General features: G+C 60.2%; 15 protein-coding genes. 9 read left to right on the top strand and 6 right to left on the bottom strand.

The window, feature by feature from the left end:
* Nucleotides 1-67 precede the first annotated feature (67 nt).
* Nucleotides 68-820, top strand: a complete 753-nt coding sequence (gene ubiE, locus ACR0LW_RS14870; RefSeq protein WP_170738108.1) for a bifunctional demethylmenaquinone methyltransferase/2-methoxy-6-polyprenyl-1,4-benzoquinol methylase UbiE — start codon at nucleotides 68-70, stop codon at nucleotides 818-820.
* Nucleotides 820-2,349, top strand: coding sequence for a 2-polyprenylphenol 6-hydroxylase (gene ubiB / locus ACR0LW_RS14865; RefSeq protein WP_170624742.1), 1,530 nt, complete (start codon nucleotides 820-822; stop codon nucleotides 2,347-2,349). The genes ubiE and ubiB overlap by 1 nt, the downstream gene beginning before the upstream one ends.
* Before the next feature lie 111 nt (nucleotides 2,350-2,460).
* Here the strand turns inward: ubiB and ACR0LW_RS14860 are convergent, their stop codons facing one another.
* Nucleotides 2,461-3,636, bottom strand: coding sequence for an acetyl-CoA C-acyltransferase family protein (locus tag ACR0LW_RS14860; protein WP_480883093.1), 1,176 nt, complete (start codon nucleotides 3,634-3,636; stop codon nucleotides 2,461-2,463).
* Between the two features lie 117 nt (nucleotides 3,637-3,753).
* On the opposite strand from ACR0LW_RS14860, the gene ACR0LW_RS14855 reads away from it, so the two are divergent.
* From ACR0LW_RS14855 to ACR0LW_RS14825, 7 genes are all read left to right on the top strand, one after another.
* Complete coding sequence (locus ACR0LW_RS14855) at nucleotides 3,754-4,317, top strand: helix-turn-helix domain-containing protein (RefSeq protein WP_480883092.1); 564 nt, start codon at nucleotides 3,754-3,756, stop codon at nucleotides 4,315-4,317.
* A 111-nt stretch (nucleotides 4,318-4,428) separates the two neighbouring features.
* Entirely contained in the window at nucleotides 4,429-5,613 is a 1,185-nt protein-coding gene (locus tag ACR0LW_RS14850) for a glycine C-acetyltransferase (RefSeq protein ID WP_480883091.1), read from the top strand.
* A 14-nt stretch (nucleotides 5,614-5,627) separates the two neighbouring features.
* Nucleotides 5,628-6,656, top strand: a complete 1,029-nt coding sequence (gene tdh, locus ACR0LW_RS14845; RefSeq protein ID WP_480883130.1) for an L-threonine 3-dehydrogenase — start codon at nucleotides 5,628-5,630, stop codon at nucleotides 6,654-6,656.
* 63 nt (nucleotides 6,657-6,719) lie between these two features.
* On the top strand, nucleotides 6,720-7,598 hold the full coding sequence (locus ACR0LW_RS14840) for a tryptophan 2,3-dioxygenase (RefSeq protein ID WP_480883090.1): 879 nt from the start codon (nucleotides 6,720-6,722) through the stop codon (nucleotides 7,596-7,598).
* A gap of 3 nt (nucleotides 7,599-7,601) precedes the next feature.
* On the top strand, nucleotides 7,602-8,429 hold the full coding sequence (locus ACR0LW_RS14835; RefSeq protein ID WP_480883089.1) for an alpha/beta hydrolase: 828 nt from the start codon (nucleotides 7,602-7,604) through the stop codon (nucleotides 8,427-8,429).
* A 216-nt stretch (nucleotides 8,430-8,645) separates the two neighbouring features.
* Nucleotides 8,646-9,422: a polysaccharide lyase family protein gene (locus tag ACR0LW_RS14830; RefSeq protein ID WP_170524342.1), complete on the top strand. Its 777-nt coding sequence runs from the start codon at nucleotides 8,646-8,648 to the stop codon at nucleotides 9,420-9,422.
* 253 nt (nucleotides 9,423-9,675) lie between these two features.
* On the top strand, nucleotides 9,676-10,080 hold the full coding sequence (locus tag ACR0LW_RS14825; RefSeq protein WP_480883088.1) for a GNAT family N-acetyltransferase: 405 nt from the start codon (nucleotides 9,676-9,678) through the stop codon (nucleotides 10,078-10,080).
* 70 nt (nucleotides 10,081-10,150) lie between these two features.
* Here ACR0LW_RS14825 and infB read toward each other — a convergent pair whose 3' ends face one another.
* From infB to ACR0LW_RS14800, 5 genes are all read right to left on the bottom strand, one after another.
* Complete coding sequence (gene infB / locus ACR0LW_RS14820) at nucleotides 10,151-12,625, bottom strand: translation initiation factor IF-2 (RefSeq protein ID WP_480883087.1); 2,475 nt, start codon at nucleotides 12,623-12,625, stop codon at nucleotides 10,151-10,153.
* Between the two features lie 8 nt (nucleotides 12,626-12,633).
* Nucleotides 12,634-13,257: an RNA-binding protein gene (locus ACR0LW_RS14815; RefSeq protein ID WP_480883086.1), complete on the bottom strand. Its 624-nt coding sequence runs from the start codon at nucleotides 13,255-13,257 to the stop codon at nucleotides 12,634-12,636.
* A 23-nt stretch (nucleotides 13,258-13,280) separates the two neighbouring features.
* On the bottom strand, nucleotides 13,281-14,894 hold the full coding sequence (gene nusA, locus ACR0LW_RS14810; protein ID WP_480883085.1) for a transcription termination factor NusA: 1,614 nt from the start codon (nucleotides 14,892-14,894) through the stop codon (nucleotides 13,281-13,283).
* Entirely contained in the window at nucleotides 14,894-15,484 is a 591-nt protein-coding gene (gene rimP, locus ACR0LW_RS14805) for a ribosome maturation factor RimP (protein ID WP_170455762.1), read from the bottom strand. The genes nusA and rimP overlap by 1 nt, the downstream gene beginning before the upstream one ends.
* Before the next feature lie 165 nt (nucleotides 15,485-15,649).
* Entirely contained in the window at nucleotides 15,650-15,820 is a 171-nt protein-coding gene (locus tag ACR0LW_RS14800) for a hypothetical protein (RefSeq protein ID WP_170455764.1), read from the bottom strand.
* Nucleotides 15,821-15,825 lie beyond the last annotated feature (5 nt).

The raw sequence follows: 15,825 nt of genomic DNA, 5'->3' as shown, positions 1-15,825 counted from the left end.
AGGGCCGCATTGTGCCCGCTTCTTATGGCCCTATAACAGAGGCGAAATTCGACGAACGGCAAGGCAAATGTCCGACACCAACGACAAGACCACTCATTTCGGGTTCGAAACCGTGCGCGAGGCTGACAAGGCCGGGCGCGTACAGGGCGTGTTCAACTCGGTCGCCTCGAAATACGACGTGATGAACGATGTCATGTCGATGGGCATCCACCGGGTCTGGAAAGACGCGATGATGGACTGGCTGGCCCCGCGCCCCGGTCAGCGCCTGCTGGATGTGGCGGGCGGCACCGGCGATATTTCCTTCCGGTTCCTGAAGCGCGCGGGCCACGGCCACGCCACCGTTCTGGACCTGACCGAGCCGATGCTGGTCGAAGGCCGCCAACGTGCCGAGGCCGATCAGATGTCAGACAGTCTGAACTGGGTGGTGGGCGATGCGATGGCCCTGCCGTTCGAAGACAACACCTTTGACGTCTACACCATCTCATTCGGCATCCGGAACGTCACCCGCCCGCAAGAGGCCCTGAACGAGGCGTTCCGCGTCCTCAAACCCGGTGGCCGCCTGATGGTGCTGGAATTCAGCCAATTGCCCAATGACGGGTTGCAGAAACTCTACGACCTCTACAGCTTCAATGTCATCCCGCGCATGGGGAAGCTGATCGCAAACGACTATGACAGCTATCAGTATCTGGTGGAATCGATCCGCAAATTCCCCGATCAGGACACCTTCTTGACCATGGTCCGCACGGCAGGGTTTGAAAACGCCAAATACCGCAACCTCAGCATGGGCATCGCCGCGCTGCATTCCGGCTGGAAGATTTAATGCGCGGCCCTCACAACATTATCCGCCTGATCCGTACAGGCGCCACGCTCGAGCGCACAGGTGCCATGAACGTGGTGCTGGATGCGTTCGAGGCGCCCAAATCGCTGCGTTTCGTCGCCCATGCTTTGGGCAAACCCTTCCAGTGGCTGGGCTACAAGGGCGACCCGGACATGCCGCCCGCAACCCGCGCCCTTACCGCCTTGGGTCCGGCCTACATCAAGTTCGGGCAGGTCTTGTCCACCCGACCCGATGTTGTGGGCAATGAACTGGCCGCTCAGTTGCGCGTTCTTCAAGACAAGCTACCGCCCTTTTCCAAATCCGAGGCCTTGGCCGAGGTTGAAAAGGAGCTGGGCCAACCCGTGGCCGAGATTTTCAGCGATTTCAGCGAGCCCATTGCCGCCGCCTCCATCGCGCAGGTCCACAAGGCCAAGCTGGTCAGCACCGGCGAAGACGTCGCCGTCAAGGTCCTGCGCCCGGGGATCGAGCGCGCCTTCCGCAAGGATGTGGACGCCTTCTATTTCGCCGCCCGCATCGTGCAATTGTTCGCCCCCGGCGCGCGCCGCCTGCGGCCCATGGAGGTCATCGAACATTTCGACGGCGTGGTACGTGGCGAGTTGGATCTGCGTCTGGAAAGCGCCGCCGCCTCGGAGTATGCGGCCAACACCAAAGACGACGCAGGCTTCTGGCTGCCCCCGGTGGTATGGTCCCTGTCGGCGCGGCGGGTGATGACACTCAGCTGGGCGGATGGCATCCCGCTGGGCGACAATGACGCGCTCGACGCCGCAGGCCACAACCGCCGCGATTTGGCGGAACGTGTGCTGCGGATGTTCCTGCTGCACGCCCTGCGCGACGGATTTTTCCACGCCGATATGCATCAGGGAAACCTGAAAGTCGCCGCAAACGGGGACATCATCGCCTATGACTACGGCATCATGGGCCATATCGACGAATATACCCGCCGGGTCTATGCCGAGATCCTCTTTGGCTTCATCCGCCGCGACTATAAACGTGTGGCCGAAGTTCATTTCGAGGCCGGATACGTCCCCGCCGACCGGGATGTCGATGAATTCGCCCGCGCCCTGCGCGCGGTGGGTGAACCGATCTTCGGCATGGACGCCTCGCACATATCGATGGGCCGCCTGCTGAACTACCTGTTCGAAGTCACCGAGCGCTTCGGCATGGAAACCCGGACCGAACTGATCTTGCTGCAGCGCACCATGGTCGTCGTTGAGGGTGTGGCCCGTTCGCTGGACCCGCATATGAACATCTGGGAAACCGCCCGTCCCGTGGTCGAGGATTACATCAAGCAATCCATCGGTCCCCGCGCGGCGCTGCGAGATTTCGGCAAGACTGCAATGGTACTGGCCCGGTTCGGCCCGCGCCTGCCATCACTGGTCGAAAACGCCCTGATCGCCCAGACGCAAAAAGACGAACCCCCAAAATCGCCACTTTGGTCCGCCGCCCTGCCCGCCACCATTGGCGCTGCAGCAGGCGCGGCATTGGTCTTGCTGCTCAACGCGCTCAGCTAGGGTCAGGCCCCATTAACCCAACCCGCCCGCTTCATCTGGCCAGAAATATCCTCGGGGGGAATCGCGCCAGGGCGCGATGGGGGGCAGACAGCCCCCCTGCCCGGCTTCAGATCAAAGCCGCTCGATGGCGATGGCGATCCCCTGACCACCACCAATGCACATGGTGATCAGACCTTTGGACCCACCTGTGCGCTCCAGCTCATAAAGCGCCTTCAGCGTGATGATCGCACCGGTTGCACCCACCGGGTGACCCAGCGCAATTGCGCCGCCATTGGGGTTCACCTTCGACGCGTCCAGCCCAAGCTCCTGATTGACGGCCAGCGCCTGCGAAGCAAACGCCTCGTTGCTTTCGATGACGTCGAAATCCTCTGCCGACAGACCGGTTTTTTTCAGCAGGTTCTGAACCGCCGGAACCGGACCGATGCCCATCACTTCGGGGCGAACGCCAGCATGGGCGTAACCCAACACGCGGGCTTTGGGCTTCAGACCGGCCTTTTCAGCCGCATCCGCCGTCGCCAGCACCATCGCCGCCGCACCGTCATTGATGCCCGAGGCGTTGCCCGCCGTCACCCGTCCATCCTTCCTGAACACCGGACGCAGCCCGGCCAGCACCTCAAGCGAGGTCGCCTTGGGGTGCTCGTCCACCTTGAAGTCAACCATGTCGCGCTTGACCTTCACCTGCACCGGGGCGATCTGGCTGTCGAACAGACCGGCCTCAATCGCCGCTGCCGCGCGGGTTTGGCTGGCCATGGCGAACTCATCCATCTGCTCGCGGCTGATCTGATGCTCGTCAGCGACGTTCTCGGCCGTCACACCCATATGACCGGTGCCAAACGGGCAGTTCAGCGCGCCCAGCATCATGTCCTGCGAGGAGATGTCGCCCATTTTCGCGCCCCAGCGTGCCTGCGGCACGATATACGGGCTGCGCGACATGCTCTCGGCCCCGCCCGCGACGGCAAATTCGGCATCGCCCAGCATCAGCGACTGAACCGCCGAAACAATCGCCTGCGCACCGGATCCGCACAGACGGTTCACGTTCATCGCAGGTGTGCTGTTCGGAATACCGGCCTGCATCGCAGCGACGCGCGACAGGTACATATCCCGCGGCTCGGTGTTGATCACATGACCAAACACCACGTTGCCGATCTGGGCCCCCTCGACGCCCGAACGCTCCAGCGCGGCCTCGGTTGCCACGGTCGCCAGATCGATCGGCGCGGTCGAGGCCAGGGCGCCGCCAAAGGTGCCAATTGCGGTGCGGGCACCATCAAGGATTACGATATCGGTCATGGATCTCTCCTGCTGAATTTTGGCTGCAGTATGCACATGCAGAAAGATACTGTCGCGCAGGACGTCCCGTCACGGCCGGAATTGACATCTGTCCGCTCAACCCGCAAGGATTCCGTCATGACGGAAAACACAGACGATATCCTGAACCTGCTGCCCGCGCGGTTGAAAGAGGCGCGCCGGGCCAAAGGCCTGTCGCTGGAGGCGGTCGCCAATCTCAGCGGCGTCTCGCGATCCATGGTCAGCCAAATCGAACGGGGCGAAAGCAGCCCCACGATCTCGACCCTGTGGAATCTGACGCGCGCGCTGCAGGTGGATTTTGCCGGTCTGCTAGAGGGCACCAAAACCGCCGACCAGATCGAAGTGCTCAGGAAATCCGAGGTGCCCAGCATCGACAATATGGGCCAGAACTGCCGTATCCGCATCCTGTCCCCGCCAGAAGAGGCCGGCGGGCATGAAGTCTATGACATTCAGTTCGACGCAGACGGCGCGCTGAACAGCCAGCCCCATGCGCGCGGTGCACGTGAACAACTGACCGTGCTGGACGGCGCGGTCAAAGTCACCTCGGGCAGCGCCGTAACCGAGCTGCGACAGGGCGACACCGCCCGCTATGCGGCAGATATCGCCCATTCCATCTCGGCCAGCGCACCAGCCCGGGTCTTCCTGATTGTAAAGAACGCTTGAAACCGGCAAATTTCCGCCTTCACGGATATTTTTCCTTCATACTGTAATTCCCCTATTTGGGAAATTCCTCCGTTATGTTAGATATGCGACTCAGGTTGAACGGAGGCCGCCATGGCAGATGCATTCCTGTCCCATATCACGGACACCCTTGCGCAGATCGAAGCGGAAGGCCTGTATAAGCGCGAGCGCATGATCACCTCGCCTCAGGGCGGTGAGATTACTGTGGGCGACAAACAGGTCATCAACCTGTGCGCCAACAATTATCTGGGTCTGGCCGACCACCCTGCGCTGATCGAGGCGGCCCAGGGCGCGATGGGGCGGAAAGGGTTCGGCATGGCCTCGGTCCGGTTCATTTGCGGTACGCAGGATATTCACCGCGAGTTGGAGCAAAAGCTGGCGCAATTCCTCAACAAGGACGATGCGATCCTGTTCGCCGCCTGCTTTGACGCGAACGGAGGGCTGTTTGAGCCTTTGTTAGGCCCTGAAGACGCAATTATTTCAGACAGCCTGAACCATGCCTCGATCATCGACGGGGTGCGCCTGTGCAAGGCGAAACGCTATCGCTACCTGAACAATGACATGAACGACCTCGAAGCCTGGCTGAAACAGGCGCGCGCGGACGGGGCGCGGCATATCATGATCGCCACCGACGGTGTGTTTTCGATGGATGGCTATCTGGCGAACCTGCCGAAAATCCGTGAACTGGCCGATAAATACGACGCCATTGTCATGGTCGATGACTGCCACGCCACCGGCTTCATGGGGCCGAACGGGGCCGGAACGCCGGATCATTTCGGCGTCGATGTGGACATTCTGACCGGAACATTGGGCAAGGCACTTGGGGGGGCAATCGGCGGTTACATCGCTGGGCCGCAGCCGGTGATTGATCTGCTACGGCAGCGGGCGCGGCCCTATCTGTTCTCGAACTCGCTGCCGCCCTCGATCGTCGCTGCGGGGCTTGAGGCCATCCGTCTGGTCGAACAGGGCGACATGCTGCGCGCGCAACTGTTCGGCAACGCGAAGTACTGGCGCGCGGGGCTGGAAAATCTGGGTTTCGACCTGCTGCCCGGCGAACACCCGATCATCCCCGTGATGCTGGGTGAGGCGCAACTGGCGCAGGACATGGCCGCACGGTTGTTTGACGAGGGCGTCTATGTCTCGGGCTTTTTCTTCCCGGTCGTTCCACGCGGTCAGGCACGGATCAGGACGCAGATGAATGCGGCTCTAACAAGGGACGAATTAGACCGTGCGCTCATCGCCTTCGGCAAGGTCGGCAAAGAACTGGGGGTGATCTGATGCGCCCCAACACAATGAAAGCACTGGAAAAGTCCAAACCCGGGGAAGGGTTGTGGATGGTACAGGCCCCGGTGCCCGAGATTGGCCCCGACGAGGTTCTGATCCGCGTCAACAAGACCGGCATCTGCGGCACCGATATCCATATCTGGAACTGGGACGACTGGGCCGCCGCCACGGTGCCGATCCCGATGATCACAGGCCACGAATTTGCCGGTGAGATCGTCGAGATGGGCGGCAACGTGACCGGGCTTGAGATCGGTCAGCGCTGCTCGGGCGAAGGGCACCTGATCACCACCGACAGCCGCCAAAGCCGCGCGGGCAAGTTCCACCTCGACCCCGGCACGCGGGGCATTGGGGTGAACGAACAGGGGGCCTTTGCGCAGTACCTGAAACTGCCCGCCTTCAACGTTGTCCCCCTGCCCGATGATGTACCGGACGAGATCGGGGCCATCCTCGACCCGCTCGGCAACGCCGTGCATACGGCGCTGAGCTTCGATCTGCTGGGCGAGGATGTGCTGATCACCGGCGCAGGCCCCATCGGCATCATGGCCGCCGCCGTTGCCCGTCATGCGGGCGCGCGGCACGTGGTGATCACCGATATCAACCCCGATCGCCTGAAACTGGCCGAGCATGTGGTGCCAACCGTACGCGCCGTGGACGTCTCGATGGAAGATCTCGAAGACGTCATCACGGAGCTTGGCATGGCGCAGGGATTTGACGTGGGCCTTGAAATGTCCGGCTCGCAAGCCGCGCTGGACCAGATGGTCGAGGCGCTGGTGATGGGCGGCAAGATCGCCCTGCTGGGCATCCCGCCCGGCAAATCCCCCGTGGACTGGTCCCGCATCGTGTTCAAGGCCATCACCATCAAGGGCGTCTACGGGCGCGAGATGTTCGAGACCTGGTACAAGATGATCGCCATGTTGCAGAACGGTCTGGATGTCAGTCGCGTCATCACGCACCAGATGAAGGTCGATGATTTTGCGGAAGGCTTTGCCGCAATGAAATCCGGCCAATCGGGCAAGGTGGTGCTGGACTGGACCTGACACTCTGGCCTCAAGCCAATTCAGACCCTAAACATGGGGAAACGCAGGTGTTGGGAGGCGCATATGGGCGACAAGGACAGGTATCTGGAACGCGGAATCGAAGAGACTCTGGTCACCGATTTCGCGCAGACCCACCGCAAGAGTTACGGAGATTTCCTGCAGCTCAAGACCCTGCTGAACCTGCAAAAGACTTTTCAGGACCCCGCGCAGCCGGATGAGATGCTGTTCATCATCATCCATCAGGTCAGCGAGCTGTGGCTGAAACTGATGCATCACCAACTGGTCGAGGTGCGCGGCTTTCTACAACAGGACGCGTTTGGTCCGGCGATGAAGAACCTCGACCGCGTCAAGGCGATCCAACGGCAGCTGATCACGGCGTGGGAGACGCTGCTGACCATGACGCCTGCCGACTACATGACCTTTCGGCAGGCGCTTGGCAGTTCGTCAGGCTTTCAAAGCTATGGCTATCGCCAGATCGAGTTCATTCTGGGCAACAAGGATGCCTCGACCCTGAAGGTTCACTCCCATGACGCCGAGGTCATGGAGGTGCTGTATGCCGCCCTGACCAAACCGTCGCTTTATGATGAGGTCCTGTTCATGCTGTCCCGTCAGGGGTTCGACGTGCCGCAAGACCTGCTGGACCGCGACTTTGCGCAGCCCTATTCGGGCGACAGCCGCGTGGTGAAAATCTGGGTGCAGGTGTTTCGCGACACGGACCGGTATTGGGACCTCTATGCGCTGGCCGAAAAGCTGATGGATGTGGAATCCCTGTTTCAGCGCTGGCGCTTCGATCACGTCACAGCGGTCGAGCGTGTCATCGGCAACCAACCCGGCACCGGAGGGTCCAGCGGCGTGTCTTTCCTGCGCAAGGCCTTGGATTTACGCTTTTTCCATGATCTCTACGATGTGCGCACCGAATTGATGTATACGGATCAGGAGTAAGCGATGCTGTACCGGGGTTTCACTCAGGCCGAGTTGGATCAGGAATATTCCCCCCGGTCGATGATCGGCGGAGACCTGACGCCCTATCTGGACAGCTACGCCGCGCTCAGCGCGCAGCACCGGGCGCAGATGGAGGTGCGGGAAAACCTCGCCTATGGCGACAGCCCCACGCAGGTTCTGGATTTCTTTCCTGCAAAGGGGGCCGGGGCACCGCTGCATGTGTTCATTCACGGCGGCTATTGGCAAGCGCTCAGCCAGCGCGAGTCGGCGATGATGGCCCCGGCGCTGATCGAGGCCGAACACTCCTTTGCGACGTTGAACTACACGCTCGCCCCCGATGCCCGGATCGGCGAGATGGTCGAAGAATGCCGAGACGCGCTGCTGTGGCTGGCCGCGCAAGCCGGAACGCTTGGCTTCGACCCCTCGCGGATCACCTTGTCAGGCCACAGCGCCGGGGCGCAGTTGGTCAGCATGGTCATGGCGGGTTCCGCCAACGATCTGGCCCGCGCCGGGCTACGGGTTCGCGATGTGATCCTGATCAGCGGGGTCTACGATCTGGAACCGATCAGCCTGACCCCGGTGAACGACCCGCTGCAACTGACCCCTGTCGAGGTCAACGACCTCTCCCCCATCCGCCACCTGCCCCGCCCCGGCCCGCGCTACCACGTGACCGTGGCCGAACGCGATACGCCCGAGTTCATCCGCCAAAGCCGCGATTACGCCGAGTTACTGCGCAAGGCCGAGCATTCGATTGGCTTTGATTTGAAGAAGGGGATGCAGCATTTCGATATCATCATGCATCCGGGGACGTTTTTGCCCGTGTCTCGATAGTCACAGGTGTTGGACGGCAGACGGATTTGGTCCTTGCGCCACAGGCCAAAGCAACCACTTTGAACCCCACATGACTTGTGAAACTGGGTATTCCCGGTTCGAACACAAAGGGCTCGCTCTGTAGTTTCAAGAACGAGTGACAGGCGGTAGTCCGTTGCCTGTATTTGTTCTCGTCGCTACATTGATCGGGTTTAGTGAGTTGAAGGGGAGTATCAAATGCAAAAATTGCTGACCATGTTGGTGTTACTACCTCTGTATTTCACGGTTCCAGTGTCAGCTGACACGCCAAAGGGATTTAAGGAAGCAACGTTTCAAGGAAGCAGCCCAAAACTGAATGGTAACGAAGTTATTTTCACGCTTTTGCCAGGTCAATGTAGCTCAAAGAACTACGGCGATGGTCGAGGAGAAAGCGATTGCAAAAATGGAAACATCCGATCGCAAATTAACGCAAAAAAGTATGCAAAACTCGGCCAAACGGTGGAATACAGTTTAGATTTTTGGATAGAGCCGGGATTTCGATATAGCAAAGGCAACGTTCCCAGAAGCAAACTTACGCTGATGGAATGGCAGCGGATTAACACGATAAAAAACCACATCTACGTCTTGCATCTTGACTCCTCGGGTGGCGCTAAATTCGAAGACAGAACGTGTTTTCCACCGTCCCGCTTCGGACGATGGGTGTCATTTAAAATGCGTGTCAAATGGTCAAAAAATAATGACGGCTTCATGGAAGTGTTTTGTGAAGGGAAACGCATCTTTGCACTGAACGGTCAGAATGCAATTCCTCCCGCCTGTGGAACCAAAGCGAAACAACAATGCCATTTAGACAAAATGGACTTGCGTCCTCCGATACAGTGGCAAGTGGGTCCAAAGCTGAATGGTTACGGGACTGCCTATAAGCAGAGCGGAAAAAAGTCGCCTTTTCGACCCTGGCCAAAGGATGGTCTGACAATGAAAGTACGTAATCTGTACTATGGTCGCCCCAAGAAGTGAGACAGTTCGAAGGCGTTGGGACATTTAAATTGTGATCGGCAGCTTTGTTCGCAAAGCTGGCGTGTGTTTCTTATTGGCGAATGCGGATCCTCTGCGGAAAGCCCATTCCAACATCTTTTGATACAACTACGGTCAGCTTCAAAATCCCCGCTTTTCAGGCTATGACATCAGACAACTGAAACAACTCCAACGCAACGAATTGAAACTTCACCCCCCCACCATACGGCCCGCACAAGCGAAGGATGCCCTTGGATTGGCAGCCTGCATTGACGCGGCCTATGCCAAATACGCCGACAGGATCTCCGATTTACCCAAAGTTTCCGAGGGCTGCGCCGAGGACATTACGGATAATCAGGTCTGGGTCGCCGAGCAAGGCGATGAGGTCATCGCCGGCATCGTTCTTGTTGCCAGTGACAGCTTCATCAAGCTGGCAAATCTGGCGGTCCATCCCGACCATGGTGGGCAGGGATTGGGACGGAAGCTGATCGAACTTGCGGAAGCCGAGGCCAGACGGCAGGGGTTTGATGAGATGCGTTTGAACACCCATGTCGATATGCCCGAAAACGTTGGGCTGTACGAGCATCTGGGATGGGTTGAGGTGTCCCGAAGCACCAACACCGTCTCAATGACCAAGCACCTGACACACGATCAACGCTAAAAGCTCTCAGCGATCCACAAAAAAAGCGGCCCAAAAGGGCCGCTGTTTTTGGTTTTAAGGCAGGACCGGATCAATCCAGCGTGCGGGTGACCTCTTCGCGTTCGAAGATCTCGATCACGTCGCCTGCGCGGATGTCGTCGTAGTTCTCGAACGCCATACCGCATTCCTGACCCGACTGAACCTCGGCCACTTCGTCCTTGAAGCGCTTGAGCGTCTTCAGCGTGCCTTCGTGGATCACCACGTTGTCGCGCAGCAGGCGGACGCCTGCGGAGCGGCGGGCAACGCCTTCGGTGACCAGACAGCCGGCAACTTTGCCGACGCCTGTGACCTTGAAGACTTCGCGGATCTCGGCGTAACCGATGAACTTCTCGCGGATCTCGGCGCTCAGCAGGCCCGATGCGGCGGCTTTGACGTCGTCCACGAGGTCATAGATCACCGAGTAGTAACGGATCTCGACACCCTTCTGGTTTGCGGTGTTCCGGGCCGAAGCATTGGCACGCACGTTGAAGCCAAAGATCGGAGCGCCCGAGGCTTCGGCAAGGCCGACATCCGTTTCGGTGATCGCACCAACGCCCGAGTGCAGCACGCGCACGCGCACCTCGTCGTTGCCAATCTTCTCCATCGCCTGAACGATAGCTTCGGCAGAACCCTGCACGTCCGCTTTCATCAGAATCGGCAGCTCGGTGACGTTTTCGTCTTCCTTGGCCTTCTGCATCAGCTGCTCAAGGGTGGTCGCGGCACCGGCGGCGGCGCGTTTGTCCTTGGCGGCTTGCTCACGATAGGCGGCAATCTCACGCGCCTGCGCTTCGGTCTCGGTCACGTTCAGAACGTCGCCCGCTTCGGGTGTACCGTTCAGACCCAGAACCTCGACCGGAACCGAGGGGCCAGCTTCTTTGACGCGGTCGCCCTTGTCGTTGATCAGCGCACGGACCTTACCGTATTGCTCACCCACAACGAAGATATCGCCCTGACGCAGCGTGCCGTTCTGAACCAGAACGGTGGCAACGGGGCCGCGGCCCACATCCAGCTGCGCCTCGATCACGGCACCTTGGGCGGCGCGGTCGGGGTTGGCTTTCAGTTCCAGAATCTCGGCCTGCAGCGCGATGGCTTCCAGCAACTCGTCCAGACCCTGACCGGTGATGGCGGAAACCTCGACGTCCTGAACCTCACCCGACATTTTCTCGACGATGACTTCGTGCTGCAGCAGATCGGTGCGCACTTTGTCCGGGTTGGCGTCCGGCTTGTCGACCTTGTTGATCGCCACGATCATCGGCACTTCGGCCGCCTTGGCGTGGTTGATCGCCTCGATGGTCTGCGGCATCACCGCGTCGTCGGCAGCAACAACCAGAACCACGATATCCGTGACCTGAGCCCCGCGCGAGCGCATCGAGGTAAAGGCCGCGTGGCCCGGTGTATCCAGGAAGGTCAGCGTGGTGCCGCCATCCGTCTTAACCTGATAAGCGCCGATATGCTGGGTGATGCCCCCGGCTTCGCCTGCCACAACCCGCGCATCGCGGATTGCATCCAGCAACGAGGTTTTGCCGTGGTCGACGTGACCCATGATGGTGATGACCGGCGGACGCGGTTTCAGATCATCGTCGCTGTCTTCGACCTCTTTGATGACGTCTTCAACGTCCGAATCCGAGACGCGAGTGACCTTGTGACCAAACTCTTCGATGATCAGTTCTGCGGTGTCGGCGTCGATGGTCTGGTTCTGCGTGACCATCATGCCCATCTGCATCAGCGATTTGACAACGTCAGCCACACGTTCAGCCATACGGTTGGCCAGTTCCGAGACCATGATCGCCTCGGGCAGCTGCACGTCGCGGATAACCTTTTCGCGCTCGACCGTGCCACCCATGGCTTTCTGACGCGCACGCTCCTGCTTGCGCTTCATCGCCGCCATCGAACGCTGGCGGTTGCCTTCACCACCTGTGGCCTGACCCAGAGTCAGCTTGCCCGAACGGCGGTTGTCGTCACGGCCCTTGCCGCGACCGCGCTGTTCACGCTCGCGATCCTGCTTGCGCGGGGTCGCTGCGGGGGCCGGTTTGCTGGCCGGAGCCCGGGCCGCTTTGGGTTCTTCCGGTGCCGGGGCAGCCGCCGCGCGTTTGGCGGCCTCTTCGGCCTCTTTGCGCTTGCGGTCTTCTTCCTCGGCCTTGGCGCGGGCGCGTTCTTCGGCCTCGCGCTGTTCGCGTTCCTTGGCCTCTTGCTCGGCACGGCGGCGGGCGCGTTCTTCTTCCCGCGCCTTCTCAGCAGCCTCGCGGGCGGCAGCCTCTTCGACCTCACGCGCCTTTGCGGCCTGCAATGCCTTCATCCGGCGCGCCATTTCGGCATCCGAGATCCCTGCCGGACGACGCGACGGATCACCCGAAGGCGTTGCACCGCCACTCGGCTTGCTGGCACCCGGCTTGGGGACCACCACGCGTTTGCGTTTGGTTTCCACCACGACATTCTTGGTGCGTCCGTGGCTGAAACTCTGTTTCACATTTCCGGGGCGTGCCCCGCCACGAAGACCCAATGTCTTTTTGCCGTCATTATCGCTCATAAAGCTTCTTACCCTTCCGTGCGGCCCCTGCCGCCGTCATCCGTTTCGCGCAAGCCACGCAGGCGCTGCGCTTCCTCTACAACACGTTTGGCGAGTCCGCCAGAGGCCAAGGCCGCATGAATCACGGTTTGGCGCCCAAATGCCTGCCCTAATTCATCCGCAGTCAGCCAACCGATGTATTTTCCAAAGTGCGGCGTGCTGAGTTTCGACTTGCCGCGCCCCGATCCATCAGAGGCCTGAATCAGCACCTGGGCCTCTTCCCGGTCCAGCCACGTCTTGACCTTTTCATAGCCCGCAACCGCATCACCGGATTTGCGGGCCAGACTCAACAGCTCGATCACCCGGCGCGCAACCTGCTTTTCCACCTCGGCGGTCAGGTCGGCGGGCACAGCGACCTGCGCCTTGAACCCGCGGGAAAACAGTTTCTTGCCAACGGCCTTGTCCAAAGCGGCACGATCCGCCGCCACATAGACCCCGCGTCCCGGCAGTTTCGCCGCGACATCCGGGTAGACCTGACCGTCCGGGCCAGTGACAAAGCGGATCAGCCCGAATTTCGGCTGCACCTCGCCCGTGGCGATGCACTTGCGCTCAGGCCCTTCGGACCGATCCTTATGGACGCCAGCGCGACCCATGTCAGCCACCCGAGGCCCTGAGATCAGGCCTCGGCCTCCTCTTCTGCAACGTCGCCATCTTCTTCGGCCTGTTCCAGTTCAGCCGGATCAACCCAGCCCAGCATGATGCGCGCTGTCATGACCAGATCCTGAGCCTCTTCCAGTGTCACACCGAAAGACTCCAGCACGCCATCATCCTTGATGCGCTCACCATCGACTGTGGTCCAGCCACCGGCCAGTTCCCAGTCGGCGCAGGTTGCAAAGTCTTCCAGCGTCTTCACATCATCCTTGGCAAGCGCCTCTACCATCTGGGGTGTCAGGCCTTCGAATTCAATAAGGCTGTCCTCGGCACCCAGCGCACGCGCGGCGTCCAGAGCGGCCTTGGCCTGCGCCTCAAGGAAGTCACGCGCGCGGGCTTGCAGTTCCTGCGCGGTGCCTTCGTCGACACCGTCGATCACCAGCAGCTCGTCGATCTCGACATAGGCAACCTCTTCAAGGTTGGTGAACCCTTCCGAGACCAACAGTTGCGCGAAGAATTCGTCCAGATCCAGGCTTTCCATGAACAGTTGGGTGCGGGCTTCGAACTCTTTCTGACGACGCGCCGATTCCTCGGCCTCGGTCATGATGTCGATGTCCAGATTTGTCAGCTGGCTGGCCAGACGCACGTTCTGACCGCGGCGACCAATGGCGAGGGACAGCTGTTCCTCGGGGACAACAACTTCGATCTTGCCGGCTTCTTCATCCAGAACCACCTTGGAGACCTCGGCAGGCTGCAGCGCGTTCACCAGGAATGTCGGTTGATCTTCGTTCCACGGGATGATGTCGATCTTTTCGCCCTGCAGCTCGTTCACAACAGCCTGCACGCGGCTGCCGCGCATACCGACGCAAGCACCGACAGGGTCAATCGAACCGTCATACGAAATCACGGCGATCTTGGCGCGCGAACCGGGGTCGCGGGCCACGGCCTTGACCTCGATGATACCGTCATAGATTTCGGGCACTTCCATCTTGAACAGCTCGGCCATGAATTCCGGCGCGGTGCGCGACAGGAAGATCTGGTGGCCACGCACCTCGCGGCGGACTTCCTTGATATAGGCGCGCACGCGGTCATTCGGGCGATAGCTTTCGCGGCCGATCTTGTCATTGCGGCGCAGAACGGCCTCGGCACCGCCCAGATCGACGATGACATTGCCAAACTCTTCGCGCTTGACGGCACCGTTGATGATGGTACCCGCGCGATCCTTGAATTCTTCGTACTGACGGTCGCGTTCCGCTTCGCGGACCTTCTGCAGAATCACCTGCTTGGCGGACTGGGCAGCGATACGGCCCATTTCAACCGGCGGAACTTCTTCGACGAAAACGTCACCAACTTCGGGCGCTTCCATATACTGGCGCGCCTGCTCGACGGTCATCTCGGCCTGATAGTTCTCAAGCTCTTCATCCTCGACCACGGTGCGGACGCGGGTAAAGGTTGCCTTGCCGGTCTTGCGGTCGATGCTGACGCGGATGTCCATCTCGGCGCCGTAACGGCTCTTGGCGGCGCGAGCGAGCGATTCCTCCATCGCTTCGACAACCAGACCGGGGTCGATCATCTTTTCGCGGGCCACGGCCTCGGCGGTCTGCAGCAGCTCCAGCTGGTTGGCTGAGGTGATTGCCATCAGTTCGTCTCCTCTTCGGACCCTTCGGTCTCAATCTCGTCGAAAGCGTTTTCGTTCAGGGCACCGGCGTCCTTGCGCTGGCGCAGCATTTCCTTGATCAGATCATCGGTCAGGACCAGCTTGGCATCGCTCAGCCAGTCGAATTGCAGACCGATGGTGATGGTCTCATCCCCCTCGGGGATGTTGATCAGAACCTCATCCCCTTCGATCCCGGCCAATTCGCCCTTGAACCGGCGGCGGCCGTCGATCAGTTCGGCGGTTTCGATCTTGGCCTCGTACCCCTCGAACGTCTCGAAATCCTTGAGGCGGGTCAGTGGGCGATCGATGCCGGGGCTGGACACCTCAAGCGTATAGGCGTCCAGGATCGGGTCCTCGACATCCAGCGTGGCGCTGACAGCGTTCGAAATCTCGGCGCAGTCGTCCACTTCGATGCCGCCCTCAGGCTTGTCGGCCATGATCTGCATCGTGGTGGTCTTGCCGCTCATCAGGCGGATACGGACGAGTTCGTACCCCAGATCCTCGATCACGGGGGTGATGATCTCGGCCAGTCGCCGGTCGATGGCAGCTTTGGCTATCAGGTCGTTTGTCATCAGGTTCTCTACCCTTCAATCGGGCACAAAAAAACGGGCGCGCGGCCCGTCGATCTTTTCCGGTGGAGCCCCGGACCCTAGCCCGACACGCCGCTGTTGAGTGCGATATAGCTGCCAAGATAAGAGAATGCAACCCCGGTGCACCCTCTTATCCACCGCCCATGCCTAGTCTGAAAGAATCCAGTTGCCATTGGTACAGGTATAGGGTCCAACGCGATCCCCTTCTTCATGCACAACGCCATCAAAGATGCACTGAGTTGTCTGGCCGACCGCATTGGTCACGGCCATCGCCTGAAGGGCGGCGAAAACCGCAAGTACACGCAAGAAACTGTTCATTCCCA

The sequence above is a fragment of the Ruegeria sp. N4 genome, assembly GCF_056531425.1.
The sequence above is the reverse complement of the archived record's forward strand: the minus strand, read 5'-3'. Positions and strand labels throughout refer to the sequence as shown.

Coding starts and splice junctions, on each gene's coding strand:
- ACR0LW_RS14850 (WP_480883091.1), top strand. CDS start 4,429: ATGGCAGATGCATTCCTGTCCCATATCACGGACACCCTTGCGCAGATC.
- ACR0LW_RS14835 (WP_480883089.1), top strand. CDS start 7,602: ATGCTGTACCGGGGTTTCACTCAGGCCGAGTTGGATCAGGAATATTCC.
- infB (WP_480883087.1), bottom strand. CDS start 12,625: ATGAGCGATAATGACGGCAAAAAGACATTGGGTCTTCGTGGCGGGGCA.
- nusA (WP_480883085.1), bottom strand. CDS start 14,894: ATGGCAATCACCTCAGCCAACCAGCTGGAGCTGCTGCAGACCGCCGAG.
- ACR0LW_RS14840 (WP_480883090.1), top strand. CDS start 6,720: ATGGGCGACAAGGACAGGTATCTGGAACGCGGAATCGAAGAGACTCTG.
- ACR0LW_RS14855 (WP_480883092.1), top strand. CDS start 3,754: ATGACGGAAAACACAGACGATATCCTGAACCTGCTGCCCGCGCGGTTG.
- rimP (WP_170455762.1), bottom strand. CDS start 15,484: ATGACAAACGACCTGATAGCCAAAGCTGCCATCGACCGGCGACTGGCC.
- ubiB (WP_170624742.1), top strand. CDS start 820: ATGCGCGGCCCTCACAACATTATCCGCCTGATCCGTACAGGCGCCACG.
- tdh (WP_480883130.1), top strand. CDS start 5,628: ATGAAAGCACTGGAAAAGTCCAAACCCGGGGAAGGGTTGTGGATGGTA.
- ACR0LW_RS14860 (WP_480883093.1), bottom strand. CDS start 3,636: ATGACCGATATCGTAATCCTTGATGGTGCCCGCACCGCAATTGGCACC.
- ACR0LW_RS14830 (WP_170524342.1), top strand. CDS start 8,646: ATGCAAAAATTGCTGACCATGTTGGTGTTACTACCTCTGTATTTCACG.
- ACR0LW_RS14815 (WP_480883086.1), bottom strand. CDS start 13,257: ATGGGTCGCGCTGGCGTCCATAAGGATCGGTCCGAAGGGCCTGAGCGC.
- ubiE (WP_170738108.1), top strand. CDS start 68: ATGTCCGACACCAACGACAAGACCACTCATTTCGGGTTCGAAACCGTG.
- ACR0LW_RS14800 (WP_170455764.1), bottom strand. CDS start 15,820: ATGAACAGTTTCTTGCGTGTACTTGCGGTTTTCGCCGCCCTTCAGGCG.